At 72.6% G+C, this 21,438-nt stretch carries 21 protein-coding genes; 6 read left to right on the top strand and 15 right to left on the bottom strand.

Annotation, left to right across the window (positions count from 1 at the left end; translation table 11 throughout):
- Positions 1–13 precede the first annotated feature (13 nt).
- Positions 14–1,606 carry an ABC transporter substrate-binding protein gene (locus tag ACVUH9_RS09405; RefSeq protein WP_475756217.1) on the bottom strand — a complete coding sequence of 531 codons (1,593 nt, stop codon included), beginning with the start codon at positions 1,604–1,606 and terminating at the stop codon, positions 14–16.
- A gap of 88 nt (positions 1,607–1,694) precedes the next feature.
- Positions 1,695–3,215: a leucyl aminopeptidase family protein gene (locus ACVUH9_RS09400; protein WP_475756214.1), complete on the bottom strand. Its 1,521-nt coding sequence runs from the start codon at positions 3,213–3,215 to the stop codon at positions 1,695–1,697.
- 181 nt (positions 3,216–3,396) lie between these two features.
- Between ACVUH9_RS09400 and ACVUH9_RS09395 the strand changes: the two genes are divergently transcribed.
- The 4 genes from ACVUH9_RS09395 to ACVUH9_RS09380 are packed head-to-tail and all read left to right on the top strand — an operon-like array spanning position 3,397 to position 7,662.
- A complete protein-coding gene (locus ACVUH9_RS09395) occupies positions 3,397–4,506 on the top strand; it encodes a M20 family metallopeptidase (protein WP_475756556.1) in 1,110 nt (369 codons plus the stop codon).
- Positions 4,506–5,357, top strand: coding sequence for a GNAT family N-acetyltransferase (locus ACVUH9_RS09390; RefSeq protein WP_475756212.1), 852 nt, complete (start codon positions 4,506–4,508; stop codon positions 5,355–5,357). The genes ACVUH9_RS09395 and ACVUH9_RS09390 overlap by 1 nt, the downstream gene beginning before the upstream one ends.
- Positions 5,354–6,673, top strand: coding sequence for a M20/M25/M40 family metallo-hydrolase (locus tag ACVUH9_RS09385; RefSeq protein ID WP_475756210.1), 1,320 nt, complete (start codon positions 5,354–5,356; stop codon positions 6,671–6,673). Before ACVUH9_RS09390 ends, ACVUH9_RS09385 begins: the two co-directional genes overlap by 4 nt.
- Positions 6,674–6,675: 2 nt before the next feature.
- Complete coding sequence (locus ACVUH9_RS09380; RefSeq protein ID WP_475756208.1) at positions 6,676–7,662, top strand: MaoC family dehydratase; 987 nt, start codon at positions 6,676–6,678, stop codon at positions 7,660–7,662.
- 268 nt (positions 7,663–7,930) lie between these two features.
- Here the strand turns inward: ACVUH9_RS09380 and ACVUH9_RS09375 are convergent, their stop codons facing one another.
- From ACVUH9_RS09375 to ACVUH9_RS09325, 11 genes are all read right to left on the bottom strand, one after another.
- Positions 7,931–9,019: a hypothetical protein gene (locus ACVUH9_RS09375; protein WP_475756206.1), complete on the bottom strand. Its 1,089-nt coding sequence runs from the start codon at positions 9,017–9,019 to the stop codon at positions 7,931–7,933.
- A 32-nt stretch (positions 9,020–9,051) separates the two neighbouring features.
- Complete coding sequence (locus ACVUH9_RS09370) at positions 9,052–9,717, bottom strand: RNA polymerase sigma factor (RefSeq protein WP_475756204.1); 666 nt, start codon at positions 9,715–9,717, stop codon at positions 9,052–9,054.
- Between the two features lie 364 nt (positions 9,718–10,081).
- Positions 10,082–11,137, bottom strand: coding sequence for a phosphotriesterase family protein (locus ACVUH9_RS09365; RefSeq protein ID WP_475756202.1), 1,056 nt, complete (start codon positions 11,135–11,137; stop codon positions 10,082–10,084).
- Positions 11,130–12,230, bottom strand: a complete 1,101-nt coding sequence (locus ACVUH9_RS09360) for a branched-chain amino acid ABC transporter permease (protein WP_475756200.1) — start codon at positions 12,228–12,230, stop codon at positions 11,130–11,132. The genes ACVUH9_RS09365 and ACVUH9_RS09360 overlap by 8 nt, the downstream gene beginning before the upstream one ends.
- Positions 12,227–13,114: a branched-chain amino acid ABC transporter permease gene (locus ACVUH9_RS09355; protein ID WP_475756198.1), complete on the bottom strand. Its 888-nt coding sequence runs from the start codon at positions 13,112–13,114 to the stop codon at positions 12,227–12,229. The genes ACVUH9_RS09360 and ACVUH9_RS09355 overlap by 4 nt, the downstream gene beginning before the upstream one ends.
- The gene (locus ACVUH9_RS09350) at positions 13,111–13,875 is read right to left on the bottom strand and encodes an ABC transporter ATP-binding protein (protein ID WP_475756196.1); all 765 of its coding nucleotides are present in this window, start codon (positions 13,873–13,875) and stop codon (positions 13,111–13,113) included. The genes ACVUH9_RS09355 and ACVUH9_RS09350 overlap by 4 nt, the downstream gene beginning before the upstream one ends.
- Positions 13,872–14,618: an ABC transporter ATP-binding protein gene (locus ACVUH9_RS09345; protein WP_475756194.1), complete on the bottom strand. Its 747-nt coding sequence runs from the start codon at positions 14,616–14,618 to the stop codon at positions 13,872–13,874. Before ACVUH9_RS09345 ends, ACVUH9_RS09350 begins: the two co-directional genes overlap by 4 nt.
- A gap of 5 nt (positions 14,619–14,623) precedes the next feature.
- A complete protein-coding gene (locus ACVUH9_RS09340) occupies positions 14,624–15,904 on the bottom strand; it encodes an ABC transporter substrate-binding protein (RefSeq protein WP_475756192.1) in 1,281 nt (426 codons plus the stop codon).
- Positions 15,901–16,650 carry an SDR family NAD(P)-dependent oxidoreductase gene (locus tag ACVUH9_RS09335; protein WP_475756190.1) on the bottom strand — a complete coding sequence of 250 codons (750 nt, stop codon included), beginning with the start codon at positions 16,648–16,650 and terminating at the stop codon, positions 15,901–15,903. Before ACVUH9_RS09335 ends, ACVUH9_RS09340 begins: the two co-directional genes overlap by 4 nt.
- Positions 16,647–17,423 (bottom strand): SDR family NAD(P)-dependent oxidoreductase, encoded by a 777-nt coding sequence (locus ACVUH9_RS09330; protein WP_475756188.1) that lies wholly within the window; start codon positions 17,421–17,423, stop codon positions 16,647–16,649. Before ACVUH9_RS09330 ends, ACVUH9_RS09335 begins: the two co-directional genes overlap by 4 nt.
- Positions 17,420–18,166, bottom strand: coding sequence for a cyclase family protein (locus ACVUH9_RS09325; RefSeq protein ID WP_475756186.1), 747 nt, complete (start codon positions 18,164–18,166; stop codon positions 17,420–17,422). The genes ACVUH9_RS09330 and ACVUH9_RS09325 overlap by 4 nt, the downstream gene beginning before the upstream one ends.
- A 191-nt stretch (positions 18,167–18,357) precedes the next feature.
- Between ACVUH9_RS09325 and kynU the strand changes: the two genes are divergently transcribed.
- Positions 18,358–19,596: a kynureninase gene (kynU, locus tag ACVUH9_RS09320; RefSeq protein ID WP_475756184.1), complete on the top strand. Its 1,239-nt coding sequence runs from the start codon at positions 18,358–18,360 to the stop codon at positions 19,594–19,596.
- A gap of 22 nt (positions 19,597–19,618) precedes the next feature.
- Positions 19,619–20,110 (top strand): MarR family winged helix-turn-helix transcriptional regulator, encoded by a 492-nt coding sequence (locus ACVUH9_RS09315; protein ID WP_475756182.1) that lies wholly within the window; start codon positions 19,619–19,621, stop codon positions 20,108–20,110.
- On the opposite strand, the gene ACVUH9_RS09310 is transcribed toward ACVUH9_RS09315, so the two are convergent.
- Both ACVUH9_RS09310 and ACVUH9_RS09305 read right to left on the bottom strand, forming a co-directional pair.
- A complete protein-coding gene (locus ACVUH9_RS09310; RefSeq protein ID WP_475756180.1) occupies positions 20,107–20,955 on the bottom strand; it encodes an aspartate dehydrogenase domain-containing protein in 849 nt (282 codons plus the stop codon). The two genes, ACVUH9_RS09315 and ACVUH9_RS09310, sit on opposite strands and share 4 nt — an antisense overlap.
- 199 nt (positions 20,956–21,154) lie before the next feature.
- Complete coding sequence (locus tag ACVUH9_RS09305) at positions 21,155–21,349, bottom strand: AMP-binding enzyme (RefSeq protein WP_475756178.1); 195 nt, start codon at positions 21,347–21,349, stop codon at positions 21,155–21,157.
- Positions 21,350–21,438: the final 89 nt, after the last annotated feature.

Here is a 21,438-nt window from a genome sequence, read left to right as displayed (position 1 = left end):
CGTAGGGGCTTCGTCAGTCGTCCAGCGCGCGCAGCGACGTGGGCACGAAGAGGTGCGCCCGGACGTCGAACTTCACGCCGTTGCCCCAGTACAGGAAGGGCTTCGTCGAGATCGGCGTGATGTCGGCGTCCTTCATCAGCGCCGACTCGGCGCCGTTCCAGTCGGCGCAGCCGGCGGTGCCGGCGAGCCTGCGCGCTCGGGCGGTGAGCTCGTCGTAGCGGGCGTTGCGGAAGTGGCCGAAGTTGTTGCCCTCCGTCGGCGACGGCCCCGACATGAACGGCACCAGGGTCTCCGGGTTGTTGACGCCGAGACCGATCAGCGTGGCGCTCCAGCGGCCCTTGCCGAAGACGACGGCCGAGGTCTGGTCGAACGACTGCTCGCTCAGCCGGACGTCGGCGCCGAGCTTCCTCCAGGCGTCGGCGATGAACTCGGCGCTGGCGGCCGTCGTCGCGTCCTCGTTGGGGTAGACGAACAGGACCGCCAGGCGCTTGCCGTCCTTGCTGCGGATGCCGCCGGCGCCGGCGGTCCAGCCGGCGGCGTCGAGCGCGGCCGCGGCGCCCTCGGGGTCGTGGGCGGGCGTGAAGCCCTTCATGGTGTCGCCGGTGCAGATCTTCGGGTCGGCGATCAACCCGTTGGCCGGCTTGCCGAGCCCCGCCGAGTCGACCTTCGCGAGCGCCGGCAGGTCGAGCGACGCGATCAGCGCGCGGCGCACCGCGACGTCGGCGACGGCCTCACCGTCGGACTCGTTGAACGCGATCTCCTGGCCGATGAACTGCCCGCCGGCGGAGTGGAGCCCGGCCGCCCTCAACCGCGTGGTGTCGCTGCCCGAGACGTTCGCGGCGTTGAGCTGACGGCTGAGCAGCAGGTTGGCCGTCGTCGTCGGGCTCGTGACGACTCTGAAGGTGACCTTGGCCGGCATGCCCGCAACGTCGGTCCTGGCGCCCTCGGGCCCCCAGGCGTAGCCCTCGCGCAGCTCGTATTCGTAGTGATCGCCCGGCACGGCCTTCTTCAGCACGTACGGTCCGGAGCCGATCGTCGCCCGCTTCAGCCCGCCTCGCTCGTCGAGGCCGGCTTTGCAGACGAGCGGCAGCTCGGCGATGTTCTGCATGAAGAACGGCGCGTCACTCGCGAGCCTCACGGTGACGACGTCACCGTCGACGGTCGCCTTGGCGCCGGCCGGCACCTTGGCACCGGCCATCGGCGACTCGTTCTTGGGATCAGCCACCCAGTTGACGTTGTCCGCGACGACCGCCGCGTCGAGCGTCGAGCCGTCGGCGCAGGTGACGCCGCTGCGCACGGTGAGGGCGTACGACTTGTCGCCCGCCTTCCACGACGTCACCACCGACGGGACGACCTTGCCGCCGTCCTGCAGCTTGACGGGGGTGTCGTAGCCGAACGCGGCGAGCAGCTGGTTGTCGCCGCTCACCGAGCGCTGCGGGTCGAGGCTGCCTGGGTCCGACTGGAGCGCGAAGCTGATCGACGCGCCCTCGGCGAGCTTGGAGGAGCCTGACCCGCCGCCGCTCTCGCTCCCGCATCCTGCGAGCGCGATAGCGGCCGCGCCGATCGCCGTCGCGGCGATTCCACCGTGCGTACGGACATGCTTCATGAGGCGTTCTTCCTGTCGTGGCCGACCGGCGAGGGCAGCGACCGTTCCTTCCCCGCCGTGACGAGGAGGGCAAAGCTATAGAGCGGAGTCACTGGGTCACCGTGTCGTGCGTGTGGACTGCATCTCGGTCTGTGAGTGGTGCAGCCGGCGCGGGGCGATCTGCCTCGGCGGCTGTCCGGATCAAGTGGTGGGCGAGCATCCGCGTGCCGTTCCCGTTGGCTCCTTGGCGCCATGCCGGAGTCGCGGCGGGCCGCATCGTCGTGACGCCCAGGTCGACGTGGGCCCACGGCGCTCCGCCGGTGAAGCGGCGCAGGTACAGCGCCGCCAGGACGGCGTTCGGGGGATACGGCATCGACGGATCGAAGTTGCGCTGGTCGGCGACGTCGGAGGCGAGCCGGCGGGCGTAGGCGTCCCACAGCGGCAGCTGCCAGCCCGGCTCGCCGGCGGCCGCGCCGGCCTCGAGCAGCTGGCCGACGAGCCGCTGATCGCTGCCGAGGACGGCCCACACGTCGGTGCCCAGGCCGGTGCGCGAGGAGAGCGTGGCGAGGTCGATCAGCTGCGCCGGCCCCGATTCGGCCGCGTAGGCGAGCGCGTCGCTGAGGACGAGCCGGCCCTCGCAGTCGGTGTCGACGACCTCGGTCGTGAGCCCGTTGCGATGACGGACGACGTCACCAACCCGCAGCGCCGCCCCGCCCGGCATGTTCTCCGCGCAGGCGAGGTAGGCGCGCACGTGCGTCGGCAGGCCGAGGCGGTCGGCGGCGATCAGCGCGCCGACGATGCTCGCCGCGCCGCTCATGTCGCCCTTCATCATCAGCATGTCGACGCTCGGCTTGAGCGACAGACCGCCGGAGTCGAACGTGATCCCCTTGCCGACGAGCGCCAGGTGGGGCAGGTCGCGGTCGCCACGCTCCAGCTCGATCAGCAGCGGCGGGTTGGCGCTGCCCGCGCCGACCGCGACGAGCCCGCCGAAGCGTCCGTCGGCCAGTGCCTGAACCTCGATCGTCTTGACCGTGAATCCGTGCGCGGCGCCGAGCGCGCGACAGCGCTCCGCCAGGGCCAGCGGCGGCAGGTCGCCGCCGGGCGTGTTGGCGAGGTCGCGCACGACGCCGGTCGCGGCGCCGACGATCGCGGCCGTCTCGACCGCCGCCGGGTCGCAGCCCCACATCACGACCTCCTCGCCGCGCGCGGGCTCGGGGTCGGAGCGGAAGCCGTCGTAGCCGTAGGCGCCCATCGACCAGCTCTCGGTCACGGCGCCCGCGGTCGTGTGGTCCGACGGACGAGCGAGTGCGAGCAGGCTCGCGCAACGGCGCCGCCGCGCAACCCGCCCGGCGACCATCGCCGCGACGCGCAGCTCCTCGATCTCCGCCTCGCCGGTGGCGGCGTCGGGCGCGCCGACGCAGACCAGCAGCAGGTCGGCGCCGTCGTCGCGCGCACCGACCCAGCAATGCTCGCCGGCGTCGCGCAGCCTGAAGCGCACGGCGATCGCCGGCAGGTCGCCACCGGCCGCCGCGACGACGGCCCCGGGCAGTGCTCCGTCGGCGAAGACGGGAACGATGACCGCGTCGAGGCGCTGCTCCTCCAAGGGTCTCGTGGATGTCGTGTACCGCATGTCGCCAAGCTAGATCGCGTCGCAGCGGCGGTGTCTGTCGTCTCGCACGCGTTGCGGCGCCCAACTTCGGCGGCTGGCACGAACACCCGTCGCAGCGGCGCCGGCAACCTCTGGTGCGATGACGACGAGCGCCATGACCAAGCCGGATCCCGCCGCGCTGCTGGCCGCGCTGCGCGCCGCCCTGCCCGCGATCGTGGACGGGATCGAGACGCTCGTGGCGTGCGAGTCGCCCTCGCGCGACCTCGCCGCGGTGAGACGCAGCGCCGAGGTCGCCGCCGCCGTCGGTGCCGACCGGCTCGGCGTCGCGCCCGAGCTGCTGCAGATCGACGGCTGCACCCACCTCCGCTGGCGCTTCGGCCAGGGGCCGCGCCGCGTGCTGCTGCTCGGCCACCACGACACCGTCTGGCCGCTGGGCACGCTCGAGCGGCTGCCGGCCGTCACGCGCGACGGCGTCCTGCGCGGGCCCGGCTGCCTCGACATGAAGGCCGGCGTCGTGATCGCGCTGCACGCGCTGTCGGCGCTCGCCGCGGGCACCGGCGTCGACGCGCTCGACGGCGTGACGCTGCTGGTCACCGGCGACGAGGAGATCGGCTCGCCGACCTCGCGCGCGCTGATCGAGGACGAGGCGCGCGGCTGCCGTGCGGCGCTCGTGCTCGAAGCGGCGGCCGACGGTGCGCTGAAGCTGGAGCGCAAGGGCCGCGCGCACTACGAGATCGCGATCGCAGGCCGCGCCGCCCACGCCGGCCTGGAGCCGCAGCTGGGCGTCAACGCCGCGATCGAGCTGGCCCACCAGCTGCTCGCGGTCGAGCGGCTCGCCGATCCCGCCGCCGGCACGACCGTCACCCCCAGCCTCGTGCGCGCCGGCAGCTCGGCCAACACCGTGCCCGACGCGGCCGCGTTCAGCGTCGACGTCCGCGGCGTCGCGCGCGATGAGCTGGAACGGGTCGATGCCGCGATCCGGCGACTCGCGCCCGTGCTGCCCGGAGCCAAGCTCGAGGTCGTCGGCGCGATCGACCGTCCGCCGCTGGAGCGCGCCGCCTCGGAGTCGCTGTTCGCGCTGGCCGCTGAGCTGGCGCCCGCCGTCGGCCTCGACGACCTGCGCGGCGTCGCCGTCGGCGGCGGCTCCGACGGCAACCTGACGGCCGCGCTCGGCATCCCGACGCTCGACGGCCTCGGCGCGGTCGGCGCCGGTCTTCACGCCGAGCACGAGCACGTCCTCGTCGAGGAGCTGCCGCGCCGCACAGCGCTGGTGGCGTTGCTGATCGCCCATCTGCTGCAGGAAGAGCTGTGATGACCGCTGCCGATCAACCGACGACCTTCGCCGGTGCCGCCGAGGCAGCACTGCGAGAGGCGCAACAGGCGGCGCGCGCCGCCGGCGTGGAGGTCCGCGAGATCACGCTGATCGACGAGCTGGAAGCGGTCAGCGTGCTGCTGTCGCAGGTGTGGAACCGCACCGCCAGCGGCCGGATCGTGCCGACCGACCTGCTCAAGGCGCTGTCGAAGGCGCACAACTACATCGCCGGCTGCTTCCTCGACGGCAGGCTGGTCGGCGCGACCGTCTCGTTCTTCGCGCTGCCGGCGATGAACACGCTGCACAGCCACATCACCGGCGTGATCGGCCGGGAGCGCGTGCCGGGCGCCGGCTACGCGCTCAAGCTCCACCAGCGCGCGTGGGCGCTCGCGCACGACGTCGAGAGCGTCACCTGGACGTTCGATCCGCTCGTGCGGCGCAACGCGCACTTCAACTTCAACAAGCTCGGGGTGCGCGCGGCCGAGTACCTGCCGAACTTCTACGGCGCGATGCAGGACGACCTCAACACCGGGGACAGCGATCGCCTGCTGGTCGCCTGGGACATGAACGCCGAGGCGGGAGGCGGGGAAGCGGCCGTCGACGGGCGCGTACCGGAGCTCGCGCTGGCGGTCGCCGACGACGGCCGGCCGCGCCACGTCCCCTGCTCCGATCGGCGGCGGCTGCTCGCGGTTCCGCCCGACGTCGAGCGGATGCGGGTCCAAGCGCCGGAGCTGGCGCAGGAGTGGCGGCTGGCGCTGCGCGACACGCTCGGCACGGCGCTCGCCACCGGCGGCCGCGTCGCCGGCTTCCGCCAGCACGAGGGCTACGTGATCGAGATGGGAGAACGATGAACGCGTCCGGTGTCCTCGAGATCTGTCGACGGCTGATCGCCATCGACACCAGCAACTACGGACAGGGCCGCGCCGAGGGCGAGCGCGCCGCCGCCGACTACGTCGTCGGGCTGCTGCGCGAGGCCGGCTACGAGCCGGTCGTGCACGAATCGACGCCGGACCGGACCAACGTCGTGCTGCGGGTGCCGGGTGCCGCGCGCGAGCTTCCCGGGCTACTCGTCCACGGCCATCTCGACGTCGTCCCCGCCGAGGCCGCTGACTGGTCGGTCCCGCCGTTCGCCGGCGAGGTCCGCGACGGCTGGCTCTACGGCCGCGGCGCGATGGACATGAAGGACATGGTCGCGATGATGCTCGCGACGCTGCTCGACTGGGCGCGCGAGGGAACCAGACCGCAGCGCGACGTCGTCTTCGCCTTCACCGCCGACGAGGAGGACGACGGCCAGCTCGGCGCCGAGTTCCTCGTCGACGAGCACGCGGACCTGTTCACCGGCGTCACGGCAGCGATCGGCGAGTCCGGCGGCGCGCCGGTCGACGTCGTCGCGGCCAACGGCGCGACCCGACGCTTCTATCCGGTCGCGGTCGCCGAGCGCGGCTCGCTCCACATGTCCGTCCGCGCGACCGGAACCGCCGGCCACGGCTCGGTGCGGAACGACGACAACGCGGTCGCCCATCTGGTCGCCGGTCTCCAGCGCGTCGCCGCGCACGCCTGGCCGCTGTCGTTGATGCCGCCCGTGCGTGCGCTGCTGGAGCAGGCGACCGCGACGCTCGGGATCGACGACGCCGAGCTCGACTCCGAGGCCGGCATCGAGGCCGTGCTCGGACGGCTCGGACCGCTGCGCGCCTTCGTCGAGCCGACGCTGCGCTGCTCGACCACGCTGACGGTGCTCGACGCCGGCACCAAGATGAACGTGATCCCGAGCGCTGCGCGCGGCGAGATCGACGTGCGCTCGCTGCCCGGCACCGACGCGGAGATGCTGCGCGTGATCGACGAGCTGCTCGGTCCGGCCGTCACCCGCACCCAGCTCTCCGACGGCCGCGCGATCGCTGCCCCGCCCGAGTCGCCCTGGTTCGACGCGATCCGCGTCACGATCGAAGCGGCCGATCCGGGCGCGACCGTCGTGCCCTTCTGCATGGCCGGCGGCACCGACGCCAAGCCGTTCTCCCGCCTCGGTCTCGCCTGCTACGGCTTCGCGCCGCGTGGACCAGACCCCGACGGCCGCGTCGCGGACGGGGCCCATGGCGTCGACGAGCGCATCCCGGTCGCGGCGCTCGAGGGCGGTCAGCGGATGCTGCGCGCCTTCCTCGAGACGGTTTGACCATGGAGACGCTGGTCGCCGGTGGACCGTTCTTCGAGCAGCTCGAGGTCGGCGACTGCTTCAGCGGCGCGCCCGGCATGACGCTGACCGAGGGCCTGGCCGCCCAGCATCAGGCGATCGTCGGCGATCGGCTGCCGCTCGCGCTCGACCGGCTCCTCGCGGCCCGCGTGCTGGGCGGCGACGCGGCGTTGGCCCACCCCGCACTGGTCTGCGACATCGCGATCGGCCAATCGACGCTCGTCACCCAGCGGGTCGTCGCGAACCTCTTCTACCGCGACCTGGTGTTCCACCGCGCACCACGGATCGGCGACACGCTGCGAACGGTCACCACCGTCACCGCGCTGCGCCAGAACCGACCACGCCCAGGCCGTGCGGCGACCGGGATGGCCGTGCTGCGGATCCGCACCGTCGACCAGGAGGGGCGCCGCGTGCTCGACTTCTCGCGCTGCGCGATGCTGCCGCTGCGAGACCCCGACGGCGTCACCTGCCGCGCCGACGACCTCGACGCGACGCCGACGGCGTTCGACCCCGCCGCGCTCAGCGCCGCGACCTCCGGCTGGGACCTCGACGCCTACCGCGATGCGACCCCCGGTCTGCACGCCGCCGACCTCGCTGCGGGCATGCGCTGGACGATCGGCGGCGACGTCGTCAGCAGCGCGCCCGAGCTGGCGCGGCTGTCGCTCAACATCGCGACCGCCCACCACGACGCGGACGCCGCCGGCGGACGCCGCCTCGTCTACGGCGGCCACACGATCGGGCTCGCGGCCGCCCAGGCGACGCGGGCGCTGCCGAGCCTCGTCACGATCGTCGCCTGGCACGGCTGCGACCACCTCGCCCCCGTCCACGAGGGCGACACGCTCGCCAGCGAGCTGGTGCTGGAGCGGCTCGACCCGCAGCCCACCGGCGGCGCGCTCGCGCACCTGCGCTCGCTCGCCGTCACCGGCCGCACCGACGTGCTCGACTGGCGTTTCGTCGCGCTGGTGGCCTGAGCGGCCCCAAGAGATCGCCCGTGAGCGCTTACCCAGCGCCAGTCGCGGTCGTCTTCACACCGAACCATTCGCGACCGCGCCGCCGGCTGCCCGATTGCCAGAACGACATCGAAACGAACCGGCCCGAATGGCAAAGCCAAGCCTTTCGATCGGCCGGGGCGATGCCTTCGCGAGGGTCCGCCAGAGGGCGCGCCGCACGCCGGGCTGCGGGGCGTGCTCCGGATACGAAGCGGCCACCGCAGGACCCAGCGGGCCGCTGCCGCCGGGGTCAGTCGGTGTAACGAAAGACCGAGGTGTCTCCGCCGGAGATGGTGGGCGGATCGGCGGCGGCGCGAGCCTGGCCGGCGTCAGGTGTCACCCCGTAGCGGTTTCGAGCTCCGAGGATCCGAGCGGTGTGCGGATCGATGAAGAGCTCGAACCGCGCGCGGCTCGTGCCACGCACCGTTTCGCTGGTCAGGGATGCGGCCGGCCGGCCGGCCGGGTCGATGGTGTGCGCGTTCACCTGGATGCCGGAGACGCCTGCGAGGGCTTCGTAGACGGCGGCTCGCACCTGCGGTGCGACCCCGGGTGCGGTCAGGACGTCGGATGCGTAGCCGAGAGCGAGCTGCGTTCTGTCCTGGCGACCGTACGCGTCGCGCAGACGAAACGCCTGCTCGGGGTCACCGCCTGTCGGGGCCTTCCCGGTTGCCCAGGACGCGATCGCACGGCGGGCCTCGTCCGGGTCCGTTGGGGCCGCCACCGGCTGCTGTCCCGTACGAACGACACCACTGAAGATCGTGCCGTAGGGCCGCCGCCAGGTCCGTCGTTCCGTGACGCGGTCGCCGATCCGGCGGGTGGTGATGCGGGCACCGCCATCGTCAGGTGCGGGTGTCCCGGCCATCTGCGGTACGGGCCGTTCGGGTGTGGTCGGCACCGGTCGGGTCGACTCGAGCGAGCCGTCGAACTCGGTGGCCGAAACGCGCTGAACGATCTTGCGGTTCTCGAACGAGTAGGCCGGCGTCCCTGGGGTCGAGGCCAGCGTGATCCGCTTCACCTCGACGTATCCGGAGAACCGACCGGCGACGGGGTTCTCCTCCGCGGTGTGGGCGGCCGCCTCCAAGACGCCGAGCTGGGGCAGCGCGGTGTCGTTCGGTGAAGCGATCACGATCACGAGCGTTGCCGCGAGCACACCGGTCGTGAGCACGCCCGCGGGGATGGCCCGGCGCAACGTGCGGGTCCGGTGAGCCGGGGCGGCATGGCCGCCCCGGGCACTCCGCAGCGCCTGGATTCGGGCAAGGGTCTCGTCGAACGGCTGCGAGTTGGCCTCGGTGGGGGAGATGTCAGCCGCGCGCAGACGGTCGAGCAGGTCGGTGGGCACGTGGGCGCTCCTGGGTTCGGTGGACTTGCGGGTCACAGCGACGCCCCGGCACTGGGATCGTCGGTGGGTGTCGTTCGGGGCGCAACGAGGTACTCGACGCGCGACGCCTGAGACCAATGGTCCGTCGGCGCGGAACGTGGCAATCGGCCGCCGATGCGGCTTTCGGACGGTGTCGGCGTCGCGGAAGAGCCCGCGCCCGCGTTCTCAAGCCGGCCAAGGGCACGCCCGAGTCGCCGGCGTGCGCGGAGCACGCGCATCGCGACCGTGCCCGGACGAATGCCCAGCACCTCGGCCGCCTCGGCGTGGTCGAGATCGTCCCAGGTGACGAGAAGCAGAATCTCGCGGTCTCGCGAAGGCAGCGCCGCCAGCGCCCTGAGGAGGGCTCCGTCGCCGGTCACGACGGGAGTGCCAGGCGGCGGTGAGGCAGTGACGGCTGTGCCGGCCTGACCGGCGAGCCGCTCGTAGAGTGCCCGCTGGCGTCGGTCCGTGCGGCGGCGGTTGCCCAGCGCCTTGCGGGCGATCCCCAGGAGCCAAGCACGTGGTTCGGCGGGGACGTCTGCGAGTCGTCGCCAGGCCACCACGAAGACTTCGGCGACTATGTCATCGGCATCCTCAGGGCCGATGCGTCGGCGAACGTACGCGCGGACCGCGGCAACGTGTTCACGATGCAGCAGCTCGAGCTGTGAAGCGTCGTCCATATTGGGTGAGTGTCCGCCAGGCCGGCGGACATCACACCCGTGACCTGCGGACTGGAGCGCGACTCGTCCGACGCGTGCGCAGCCCGCGAACGGACGGATCTCCTGCCGCCCGCGACCCCGGGCGTGGAGTCCCAGAGAGGCCGGGCGTGGAGTCCCAAGACGCCGTCCAAACGCAAACCACGGGGCGCAGGACCGGTACTTCTCGCCCCGGATCAGGCCTCCAGAGCTCGGGATTGCCGACCCCGGGGATTTGGTCCCATCCTCAAGGCCATTGCCCCGATGCTCCAGAGCAGCGAACGCCCACGACAGGATCCTGACCACCGTCGTCTTGTCAAGGACGTCCGCGCCTGCACTTGGGTCGTCGCTACCGTGCGAAGCTGAGCAGACGACCCGGGTTGGCGACCATGAGGCGGTCGAGGACGTCCGGTCCGATCCCCGCCGCGTGGAACCGCGGGGCGAGCACCTCGAGGATGTGCGCGTAGCCCCAGCCGCCCCAGGCGCGGCGCATCATCTGGTAGCAGATGTCCTGGGAGATCAGGAGCTGGTCGGCGAAGCCGCCGTCCACGAGGGCGGCGAGCTCGGCGATCCGCTGGCTGTCGGTCGGCAGCTGCAGGTACCGGTCGCCGAACGCGAACACCGACTCGAAGCCGAACGTGTCGTACTCGAACCAGAGGCCGCGCCGGAGCATCGCCTCCTGGTACCCGGGATCGTCGCCGGAGCCGTCCTGGTGGCACAGGACGAGCCGGCCCAGATCACCGCCCTCGTGCTCGTACAGGTCGACGATGTCGAAGACGTCGGCCCGCGCCTCCGGAACGATTCCTGACATCACGTGGAAGTAGCACGGGGCGCCCGTGCGGGCCTGTGCACGAGCGGCGGCGCGCACGGCGCGCCGCTCGAAGTCCGTCGGACCCTCGACGCCGATCTCGCCGATCGCGCCGCGCCGCACCCCCTCCGCCCCGCCGTGCTCGATGTCCGCCACGAACCGCTCGGCGAGCTCCTCGACCGTGGCGGCGAGGATCTCCGGCGGCAGCGCGTCGTCGACGTACGTGCCGGTGCCGGCGACGATGTTCAGCCCGGTCCGCCGCGCGACCTCCTCGAGCCCGCGCGGGTCCGCGCCGAGCCCGAGCACGCTGAGGTCGACGATCGTGCGCCCGCCGGCCGCGACGAACGGCTCCAGTTCGCGGACCGCCGCCTCGATCGACCGGCCGTCGAGGTTGGCGCGGTAGCCGGCGGGATCCCGCATCAGGCGCCAGCGCTCGGCGAGCGACGGCAGCGCGCCGACGTCCGCCTCGTCGTCCGCCGGCCGGTAGCGGCACCCGAAGTCGATCAGGACGTGCTCGTGCGGCAACGTCAGCCCGAGCTCCGCCTCCGGCACCGCCCCGGTGACGGTGATCGCGTGGCGGCAGCGGTGGTCAGGCATGCTCCGCCTCCCGGACCGGCGTGTCCGGCGCGGCGTCGGGCACGCCCGATCTCGCCCCGGCCGGCGGGCCGACCTCGAGCTCGCGGGCGTCCAGCAGCCCGCGGGGCCGAAGCCGGAGCAGCAGGATGAGGCCGAGGCCGACCGTGAGCTGGGACAGCCCCACGAGCGAGACCCCGCCGACCGACCCCGCCTCGACGTGGCGCATCAACTCCAGCCACACGGTCAGGAGCACCGCGCCCGTGACGCCTCCGGCGACGCTGTTGATGCCGCCGAGCACGACCATGACGATGATCGGCACCGACTGGGCGATGAAGAAGCTCTTCGGCGAGAACGCCGTCAGCTCGTACGCCCACAGCGCCCCGCCCGCGCCCGTGATGGCGGCCGACAGCGTCCAGGCGCCGAGGCGCGCCCGCAGGACGCCGATGCCCGCCGTCTCCGCGGCAAGCGGGTCGTCGCGGACCGCCCGCGCGCGCAGGCCGATTGACGAGAACTTGTACGCGACCGAGACCACCACCACGACGCACAAGGTGCCGTAGACGAGCTCGGTGCTCGCCGCTCCCGGGACGCCGAAGAACGTCTGCGTCCCGCGGGTGAGATCGGTGGCGTTGCGCAGGACCTCGTTGACGATCACGAGGACCGCTAGCGTCGCGATCCCCGCCGCGGTCCCGGTCGCCCGCATCAGCACGGCGCCGAACACGACGGCGACGACGGCCGCGACGGCCGCCGCGGCGAGCATCGCCGGCACCGGCCCCAGCTCGACGCCGCCGAGGCCGAACGGCAGGTCCGGAAGCAGGAAGCGCTTCTGGATCACGGGCACCGTGAGGATGCCTGCCGTGTACGCCCCGAGGCCGGCGAACGCCATGTGGCCGAACGACACGATGCCGGTCGCCCCGACGAACACCTGGTAGCCGACGATCAGCACCGCGCTGACGCCGAGGCTCGTCAGGACGCCGGTGCTGCCGCCGCCAGCGGCGATCCACACGGCGACGACGGCCGTGAGCACGACCGGAAGCACGAGCGAGCCGCCGAGCAGCCGCCCGAGCCCCCCGCGGACCTGGGCACGATCGGTGACCCAGTGGGCGATGGCCGTCATTTGGAGACCTCCACGACTCGGCCGGCGATGCCCTGCGGACGCAGGACGAGGATCGCGGCGAGGAGCACGAACACGATGGTCTGCTGGTAGCTGGTGAGCGCATCCGGCAGGTAGGACGCAAGGGCGGTCTCGAACAGCCCCAGCAGGAGGCCGCCGATGACCGCGCCGCGCACGGTGCCCAGGCCGCCGATGACGACGACGATGAACGCCTTGAGCGTCGGGTTGAGGTCGGCGCGCGGGTCGACGGCGCCGACCTTCGCCAGCCACAGGAACGAGACGACGGCCGCGACGAGGCCGCTGAGCACGAAGACGGTCGACAGCACGCGGCGGGCGTTCACGCCGAGCAGTTGCGAGACGTCGCCGTCCTCGGCGACGGCCCGGATCTCGAGGCCGAGTCGCGTCCGCGTCATGAGCCCGTGGAGCGCGAGCAGCACGAGCCCGCAGCCGGCGATCGTCACCAGCTGCAGAACGCCGATGTCGACGCCGCCAACCTGCAGCGAGTCGCTCAGCCAATCCGGGCTGGGCACCCGCCTCGGCCGGTCGCCGAACGCGGCGATCGCCACCGCCTGCAGCACGAGGGACACGCCGAAGGACGTGAGCAGCAGCGTGGTCGGCGGCGCCGACCGGAACGGGAGGAACGCGAAGCGCCCCATCGCCATCGACAGGAGGGTGACGACGCCGACCATGAAGACGAGCGCGAGCGGATAGGACAGCCCGTGCTCGGCCGCGATCGCGATCGCGTATCCGGCCCACACGATGAGCGAGCCGTAGGCGAAGTTGATCAGGCCCATGACGCTGAACACGAGGCTCAGCCCGAGGCCCAGGAGGACGTAGGTCGAACCGGCGCTCAGGGCGTCGACGAGGTGCTGCGCGAGTTCCGTCATACCTTCTCTCCAGGGCTCGGCAGCTCGCCGAGCTCGGCGGTCGTGCCGAGATAGGCGCTGCCGAGGTCGGGGTGGGCGAGCAGCTCGGCGACCGAGCCCTCGAGGACCACCGACCCGTTCTGCAGGACGATGCCGCGGTCCGCGAAGGCGAGCGCGCGGCGCGCGCCCTCCTCGACGAGGACGATCGCGAGCCCCTCGTCGCGCAGCGTGCCGAGCAGCTCGTACACGTCGGCGATGACCCGCGGCGCCAGGCCGAGCGAGGGCTCGTCGAGGAGCAGGACGCGCGGCCGGCCCATCAGCGCGCGGGCGATGGCGAGCATCTGCTGCTGGCCACCCGAGAGCGCTCCGCCGCGGTTGTGGCGCCGCTCCCGGAGGATCGGGAAGCGGCCGTAGGCCTCGTCGATCGCCGCCGCGGTCGCCCGGCGTGCGTCCGTTCGGGTGGCGTGCGCGACCGGTGTGGCGCCGAGCCGCAGGTTCTCCTCGACGGTCATCGTCGAGAGGATGCGGCGGCCCTCCGGGCAGAGCAGGATCCCCTGGCGGGCCCGCAGGCGGGCCGGCATCGCGGTGACGTCCTCCCCGTCGAGGAGGAGCGTGCCCTCCCAGAGCGGCCGCAGCCCGGCGAGCGCGCTCACGAGCGTCGTCTTGCCGGCCCCGTTCGGGCCGACGACGGCGAGCACCTCGCCTGCCCGCACCGTCAGGGACACGCCGTCGAGGATGCGGGCGCGGCCGTACCCGGTGGTGGCGTCGGTGAGGGTGATCATGCTGCGACCTCCGCGCTGCCGAGGTACGTCTCGGCGACGACCGGGTCGACGCGGATCTGCTCGGGAGAGCCCTCGCGCAGCAGCCGCCCCTCGTGGAGCACGGCCACGCGGTCGCTCAGGCCGAGGACGAGACCGACGTCGTGGTCGATCAGGACGACGGCGCAGCCGAGGCGGTCGCGCGCCGCGGCCACCGTCGACCGCAGGGTCTCCGTCTCCCCCTCGCCCAGCCCGGCAGCCGGCTCGTCGAGGACCAGCACCTTCGGGGCGGAGACGAGCGCCCGCGCGATCTCGACGCGGCGCTGCTGCCCGTAGGAGAGATCGCGCACGCCGACCCGGGCGATGTCGAGCAGCCCCTGGTCCGCGAGCGTCGCGTGGATCCGGCGACGCCGTTCGGCGCCCCGGACCGCGCCCGAGGAGGCGAGCCCGATCTCCACGTTCTCGGCGACGGTGAGGTCGGTGAACAGGCGGAGGTTCTGGTAGGTGCGCACGAACCCGCCGACGGCGCGCCGTGGGCGAGACCAGCGCGTGATCTCCTGCCCGCCCGTGCGCACCTGCCCCGCGGTCGGGCGCAGCACGCCCGACACGCAGTTCACGAGCGTGGTCTTGCCCGAGCCGTTCGGACCGAGCAGCCCGAGGATCTCCCCGGGGGCGACCGCGAGGTCCACCCCGTCGAGCGCGCGCACGCCACCGAAGTGCTTCGCGAGGCCGACCACCCGGAGGGCGGCCGGTGCGTCGTTGGACACCGTGCTCAGCCCTTCCGGGGGTCGATCCGGTCGACCTCGACGTAGTCGGTGCCGTCGAGTCCGATGATCGTCACGCTGCGCTCCGTCGTGCCGTCCTTCCAGGCGAACACGGTCGAGCCGGGCAGCTTGACGTCCTTCTGACCGCTCATCGCCTGCATGAGCGTTGCGGCGTCGGTCGAGTGCGCGGTCTTCAGCGCGTCGGCGAGCAGCAGGACGCCCTCGTAGCCGGCGATCGCGTTCGAGTTCTCCGGGAAGACCCCGTTCTTCCTCTTGTACGCCTCGACGAACGCGGCGACGCCCGGATCGACCTTCCTGCCCTCGTAGAAGCTCTGCGACGCGAAGTAGACGTCCTTCGTCCGGCTCGCGCCGATCGCCTTCGGCAGGTCGGGGGAGGAGAACGTCGGGTTGCCGAGGACCGGCGTGCTCAGGCCCGCGGCGCGCAGCTGCTTGATGAACGTCCCGACGTGCGGGTAGTAGTCGTTCAGGTAGAGGACGTCGGGTGCGGCGGAGCGGATTCGGGAGATGACCGCCGAGTAGTCGGACGCGTCGTCGGCGACGGCCGAGCGGCCGGCGACGGTGCCGCCGAACTTCCCCGTGAACACCTGCTCCATCTTCTTGAAGAAGTCGAACGCCTCGTTCGTCACGACGTACGCCGTCTTCCACTGCTTCGCGTCGGCGAACATCGCCTGGCCGGTGCCCACGTCCGCCGTGGTGATCGCCTGGACGACGAAGTCCGGGCCGGCGGCCTTGGGCCAGTCGACCGACGACGCCTCGGGCGACAGGCCGAAGACCTTCGCCTTCTGCGCGGCGAGCGACGCGCCGATGCCGGCGTCGAAGTCGGACGGCGCGATCAGGATCTTGGCGCCGCCCTTGATCAGCTCCTCGGCGACCTGCGCGCCGGTCGCGGGATCGGACTTCGTGTCCGCCCAGGTCACCTTCAGCTGGCAGCCGTCGATGCCACCGGCGGCGTTGATCTCGTCGACCGCAACGAGGCTGCCCTGGCCGCCGGTCTTGTCGAATATCGCGAAGCCGCCGGTCTTGGCCTTGGCCATCCCGATCGACAGGATGCCGCCTGGGCAGTCGAGCTTGCCGGTACCGCCGGTCGAGGTCGCGACGGTGCTCCCCTTCGGGGCGGCAGGGCCGCCGTCGTCGCTGTTGCTGCCGCATCCGGCGAGGATGCCGGCGCTGGCGACGAGGATCGCGAAGCCTGTGAAGGTCCTGCGCATGGTGGTGCCCCCGGTCAAGCGCCGGCGTGATTGCCGGCGCAACGGTGTTGTCGTGGTCATGAGGCGATCAGCCCTCCGTCAACCGGAAGCGCCGCGCCCGTGATGAAGCTCGCGTCGTCCGACGCCAGGAACAGGACCGCGTCGGCGATCTCCTCCGGCTCGGCGAGGCGTCCGTGCAGCGGATGGATCCGCCCGTACTCGGCCAGCAGCGCCTCGCGCTCGCCCGCGGGCAGCACCGACTCGATCATCGGCGTCCGCACCGCCCCCGGCAGGACCGCGTTGACGCGCACGTCGGGCGCGTAGTCGAGCGCCATCCCCTGGGTGAGCTGGACGACGCCGGCCTTGGACGGGCCGTAGGCGCACTCGTCGGGCCACCCGACGCAGGCGAGCGCCGACGCGATGTTGACGATGCAGCCGCGACTGGCCCGCAGGTGGCCGATGCTGTGCTTGCAGACGAGGAACGTGCCGGTGAGGTTCACGGCCAGCGTGCGCTCCCAGTCGCTCGCGTCGGTCTCGCCGACCGGCGACTGCGGCCCGGCGATGCCGGCGTTGTTCACGACGACGTCGAGGCTCCCCCGCGCGGCCACGATGTCGCCGATCGCGGCACGCACCGCGTCCTCGTCGGTGATGTCGGCGCCGATCGCGCGGGCCTCGCGGCCGAGCAGCGCGGCCGTCTCGGCGGCCCGGCCGGCGTCCGCGTCCAGGCAGGCGACCCACGCCCCTGCGCCGGCGAGGCGCTCGGCGATCGAGCGCCCGATGCCCCGGCCGGCGCCGGTGACGAGCACGGTGCGTCCGTAGAGCCTCATCGCGCGACCACCCCGCCGTCGACGGGAAGGGCGGTGCCGGTGACGAAGCTGCTCTCGTCGCTGGCGAGGAACGCGATCGCAGCCGCGATCTCGGCAGGATCACCGACGCGGCCGAGCGGCTGGGTCGCCGCGACCTTGGCGCGCGCAGCGGCCGGGTCGTCGGCGGACGAGATCCAGCGCTCGACGAGCGGCGTGGCGGTGAACCCCGGGCAGACGCAGTTCACGCGCACGCCATAGGGCGCCGCGTCCAGCGCCGCGGCGCGGGCGAGCGACACGACGCCGCCCTTGCTCGCGCAGTACGCCGACTGGCCGGGCCAGCCGACGAGCCCGGCGTCCGACGCGGTGAAGACGATCGCACCGCTGCGTGCGGCGATCATCGGCCGCAGCGCCTCTCGCGCGCAGCGGAACGCGCCGACGAGGTTCACGTCGAGGAGCAGCTGGAGATCCGCGTCGGTCGTGTCCCAGATCGGCGCGTCGTGGGTGACGCCGGCGTTGGCCACGAGCACGTCGAGCCGGCCGGTGGCCGCGACGAGGTCCTCGACGACGGAGGCCACGTCGGTCGTGCTCCTGACGTCGACGGCACGGGCGACAGCACCGGGAAGCGCGTGCGCCGTCCGGGCCGCCGCGTCGCCGTCGAGATCGACGAGCCAGACGGTCGCGCCCTCCGCCGCGAGGCGCGCCGCGGTCGCGGCGCCGATGCCGGACGCGGCGCCCGTGACGAGCGCCACGCGGCCGTCGAAGCGGCGCAGGTGGGATGCGGTCGCGGCGTTCATGTCAGCGCGTAGACGCGGGTCGGGCCGCCCGAGCCGTGACGGGTCTTGAGCGGGGCGGCGAGCACGACCGAGCCGGTGGCGGGGACGTCGCCGAGGTTCGCGAGGTTCTCGAGGATGAAGGCGCCCGAGCCGAGCACGGCCTTGTGCGCGGCGAGGCTCATCGCCACGTGGCCACCGTCGAGCCCGATGCTGTCGATGCCGACGCCGCGGACGCCACGCTCGGCGAGCATCTCGGCGGCGTCGCCGGACACGCCGGGCCAGTGCCAGCCGCCGTCCTCGTCGACCTCGACGTAGCGCTCCGGGTCCGGGTAGCGCGCGTCCCAGCCGGTGTGGGCGAAGACGATCGCCCCACGCGGAATGGCTCCGTGCTCACGTTCGAAGCGCTCGACGTCCGCGACCGCCACGTCGAAGTCCGCCCGGCCGCCGCAGCGTTCGCGCAGATCGAGGCGACAGGCGGGGCCGACGAGGTCGGCGAACGGCAGCTCGTCCACGTACGCCGCGCCCTTGATGGCGTGGGCCGGGGCATCCATGTGCGTGCCGCAGTGCTCCATGAAGGACACGCGGCCGAAGCAGAGCGGCAGGTCGGGGTCGTCGATGTCGCCGAGCGGCTCGAAGGCGAAGCCCGGCTGCCCCGGGAACACCGGTCCCGCGGGGTCGAGGCTCCAGCTCAGATCCACCACGGACGCCGACGTCAGCAGGTCGTGGATGCGGTTCGCTGCGGCGTTCGCGGCGTCGTCGCTCACTGGCCCTCCTCTAGAAATTTAGGCAACATACTTTGCAATCATACGCACACCGAGAAGCGCAACGCAAGGGCTGATGTTTGATTATTTACCGTCTGTATCGCGCTTTTGCGTCGTCCTCGCCGGGCCACTGGACGGCGCACTTCGACTTAGATAGGCTGCATACGTTCTTTTCTGCTCAACCAACGGGAACCATGGACCGCGCTCCGAACCCTCAGCACCCGCCGCTCGCCCGCACCGACGCCGCCGCTCTAGATGCCCGCGACCCGCTGGCGCGCTTTCGCGACGAGTTCGTCACCGGCACCTCCGCGACCGTCTACTTCGACGGGAACTCACTCGGCCGCCTCCCTCGTCGCACACGCGACCGCATGCAGACCGTGATCGACCACGAATGGGGCGAGCGGCTGATCCGCTCGTGGAGCGAGGGCTGGATGACCCTGCCGCTGGAGACGGGCGACCGGATCGCCCGCGCCGCGCTCGGTGCCGCCGCCGGCCAGACCGTCGTGGCCGACTCGACGACGGTCTGCCTCTTCAAGCTCGTGCAGGCGGCCCTCGATGCTCGCCCGGGCCGCGACGAGATCCTGATCGAAGCCGGCAACTTCCCGACGGACCGCTATGTCGTCGAGAGCATCGCGGCCCGCACGGGTCACACGCTGCGCTGGATCGACGCCGACCCGATCGCGGGCCCCACCGCCGACGACGTCGCGGCGCTCGCCGGGCCGCGCACCGCGGTCACCGTCCTCTCGCACGTCTCCTACACGTCGGCGGCCGTCGCGGACATGGCGGCCATCAACCGCGTCGCCCATGACGCCGGCGCGCTCACGATCTGGGATCTCAGCCACAGCGCCGGCTCGTACCCCGTCGCGCTCGATGCGACCGGGACGGACCTCGCCGTGGGATGCGGCTACAAGTACCTCAACGGTGGCCCTGGCGCCCCCGCCTTCCTCTACGTGAGCCGCGCGCTGCAGGCGACGCTGCGCCACCCGATCTGGGGCTGGTTCGGGCATCGTGACCCGTTCGCGATGGGCCCCGGCTACGCGCCCGCCCCCGGAATGGCCGGCTGGCTCTCGGGGACGCCGCCGATCCTCGGCCTGGCCGCCCTGGCCGCGAGCTTCGAACTCATCGAGGAGGCCGGCATCGAGGCGATCCGCGCGAAGGCCGTCGCGCTCACCGGCTTCGCCCTCGAGTACGTGGACGCCTACCTGACCGACCTCGGCTTCACCGTCGCGAGCCCGCGGCCTGCGGAGGCGCGCGGCGCGCACCTCTCGCTCGCCCATCCGGATGCCCGGCGGCTGTGCTCCGCGCTCATCGAGCGGGACGTCATCCCGGACTTCCGGGAGCCGGACCTCGTTCGCCTCGGCCTCTCTCCCCTGACGACCGGCTTCGCCGAGGTCTGGGACGGGCTCGAGACGCTACGGGACCTCGCACGATGATCGGAGACGAGAGGATGTCCGCATGAACGCCCCGCACGACGTGCTCCTAGAGGGCTTCGACCTCGAAGAGAGCGTCTCGTTCCTGCTGCGCCGCGCCCATGCGCGGGCCGAGGGCCTGTTCGCGCGGATCATGGACACCGGTGAGTTGACCCCGCGCCAGCTGGCGCTCGTGCTCGCCAGCCACCAGAACCCCGGGTCGACCGTCGCCGACCTTGCCGAGCGCATCGCGGTCGACCGCAACACCGCGGCCGAGATGGTGCCGCGCCTCGTGACCCGCGGGCTTCTCCGGCGCGAGCGATCGGCGACCGACGGCCGCGCGTGGGCGGTCTTCGCCACCCCCGAGACCACCGAGCTACTGGCTCGCGTCCTGCCGCACAACGCACGGCTCATGGACGAGATCCTCGCTCCGCTGCCCGAGGAGCTGCGCCCGCTCTTCGTCAAGTGCCTGAAGCTCATGACGGCCGACGAGCCCGCACTCTGGACCGAGGCCGACGAGCCGACCGGCACCGTCTAGACGATCGCGATGCCCGGCGACCGGTCGGTCGCCACGAGCACCGAATGCAGCACCGTGTCGGGCATCTCGGTGCCCGACACGCCCACTCCGGGCTGCCGCTTCACGATCTCCAGGACCGATCCGTCCTCACCGACGGCGCGGACCTCCGCGACGAGCTCGTGCAGCGTCGGGTCGGCGACGAGGATCCCGCGGCAGCGGTCGAGTCCGATGCTCGCCAGCGCGCACGTGACCATGGCGTTGACGTTGTGCGGGTAGCGCCGCGCTGCCTCCCGGACCGGCCCGTCGTACAGCGTCACCGGCCGGCCCCCCGCGAGCACGTCGGCGGGCACGCCGCCGATGTGGTCCGGATGCTTGCGGAAGGTGATGGTCACCTCACGCCAGGAGGCCGCGCGCTCACGCAGTCCGTCGGCGCCGATGAGCGCGCCGTGCGGCACGAGGAGCCGAGTACCGGCCGCCTCGGCGGCGGCGGACAGCGCCGCGGAGAGGCTGTCGTCCGCGAGCGCCGTGACCGACAGGATCATGAAGTCGGCGACGGCAAGGAGCGCAGCGCCGTGCGCCGCCACGACCGTCGGCGAAGCGCACTCGACGACGAGGTCGACGGCGGTGCCATCGAGGTCGGAGAGCACAGCGAGAGCCTGGTCGGCCGACCACTCCGCGAGCTTCGCGGGATCCTCGTCGTGGACGAAGGCCAGCTCGAGCCCCAGCTCCGGAGCGGCGACGATACGCCGCGCCAGCTCGCTCCCGATGAAGCCGAGGCCGATCACCCCGACCCGGATCGGCCAGGGTCCCCGACGTGCCGTCCGCGCGACCGCGCCCGTCACCATCGCGTCCCTCGAGTGCACCATCGGCAGAGAATAGTCACGGCTCTCGCGCGGATACGAGCGCAGCGCCTCGAGCGCGTGGACCCGAGCATCACGTCGGCCTTGTCGTCGGCGCCCCCGCGCGCGACGAGCCGCCCGTCGTGCGGCCGAGCCGCGAATGGCGGGACCGACTAGGCCTCGAGTGGCTCAGCAGGCTGCGGTCGGCCGCGACGACGGACCCGGCTCAGTCGGCTTCCACGGCCGGTCGATCGAGCTCGCGCAGGCGGAAGCGCTGGACCTTTCCGGTCGGCGTCTTCGGCAGCTCATCGATGAACGCGACCCGCCGCGGGTACCTGTACGGCGCGATCGACGCCTGGGCGTGACTCTGCAGCGCGACGGCCAGATCATCGCCGGCGCGGCGCCCGGGAGCCGGGACCACGACCGGAGAGCAAAGCCAAGGCTCTAGAAAGCCGTTCTCGCGGCCCGATCGACGCCCGAAGCAAGCCGAATCCGCCGGGTTTCGGCCAC

This window comes from Patulibacter ginsengiterrae (assembly GCF_056269115.1).
This window is presented reverse-complemented; position numbering and strand designations above follow the sequence as displayed.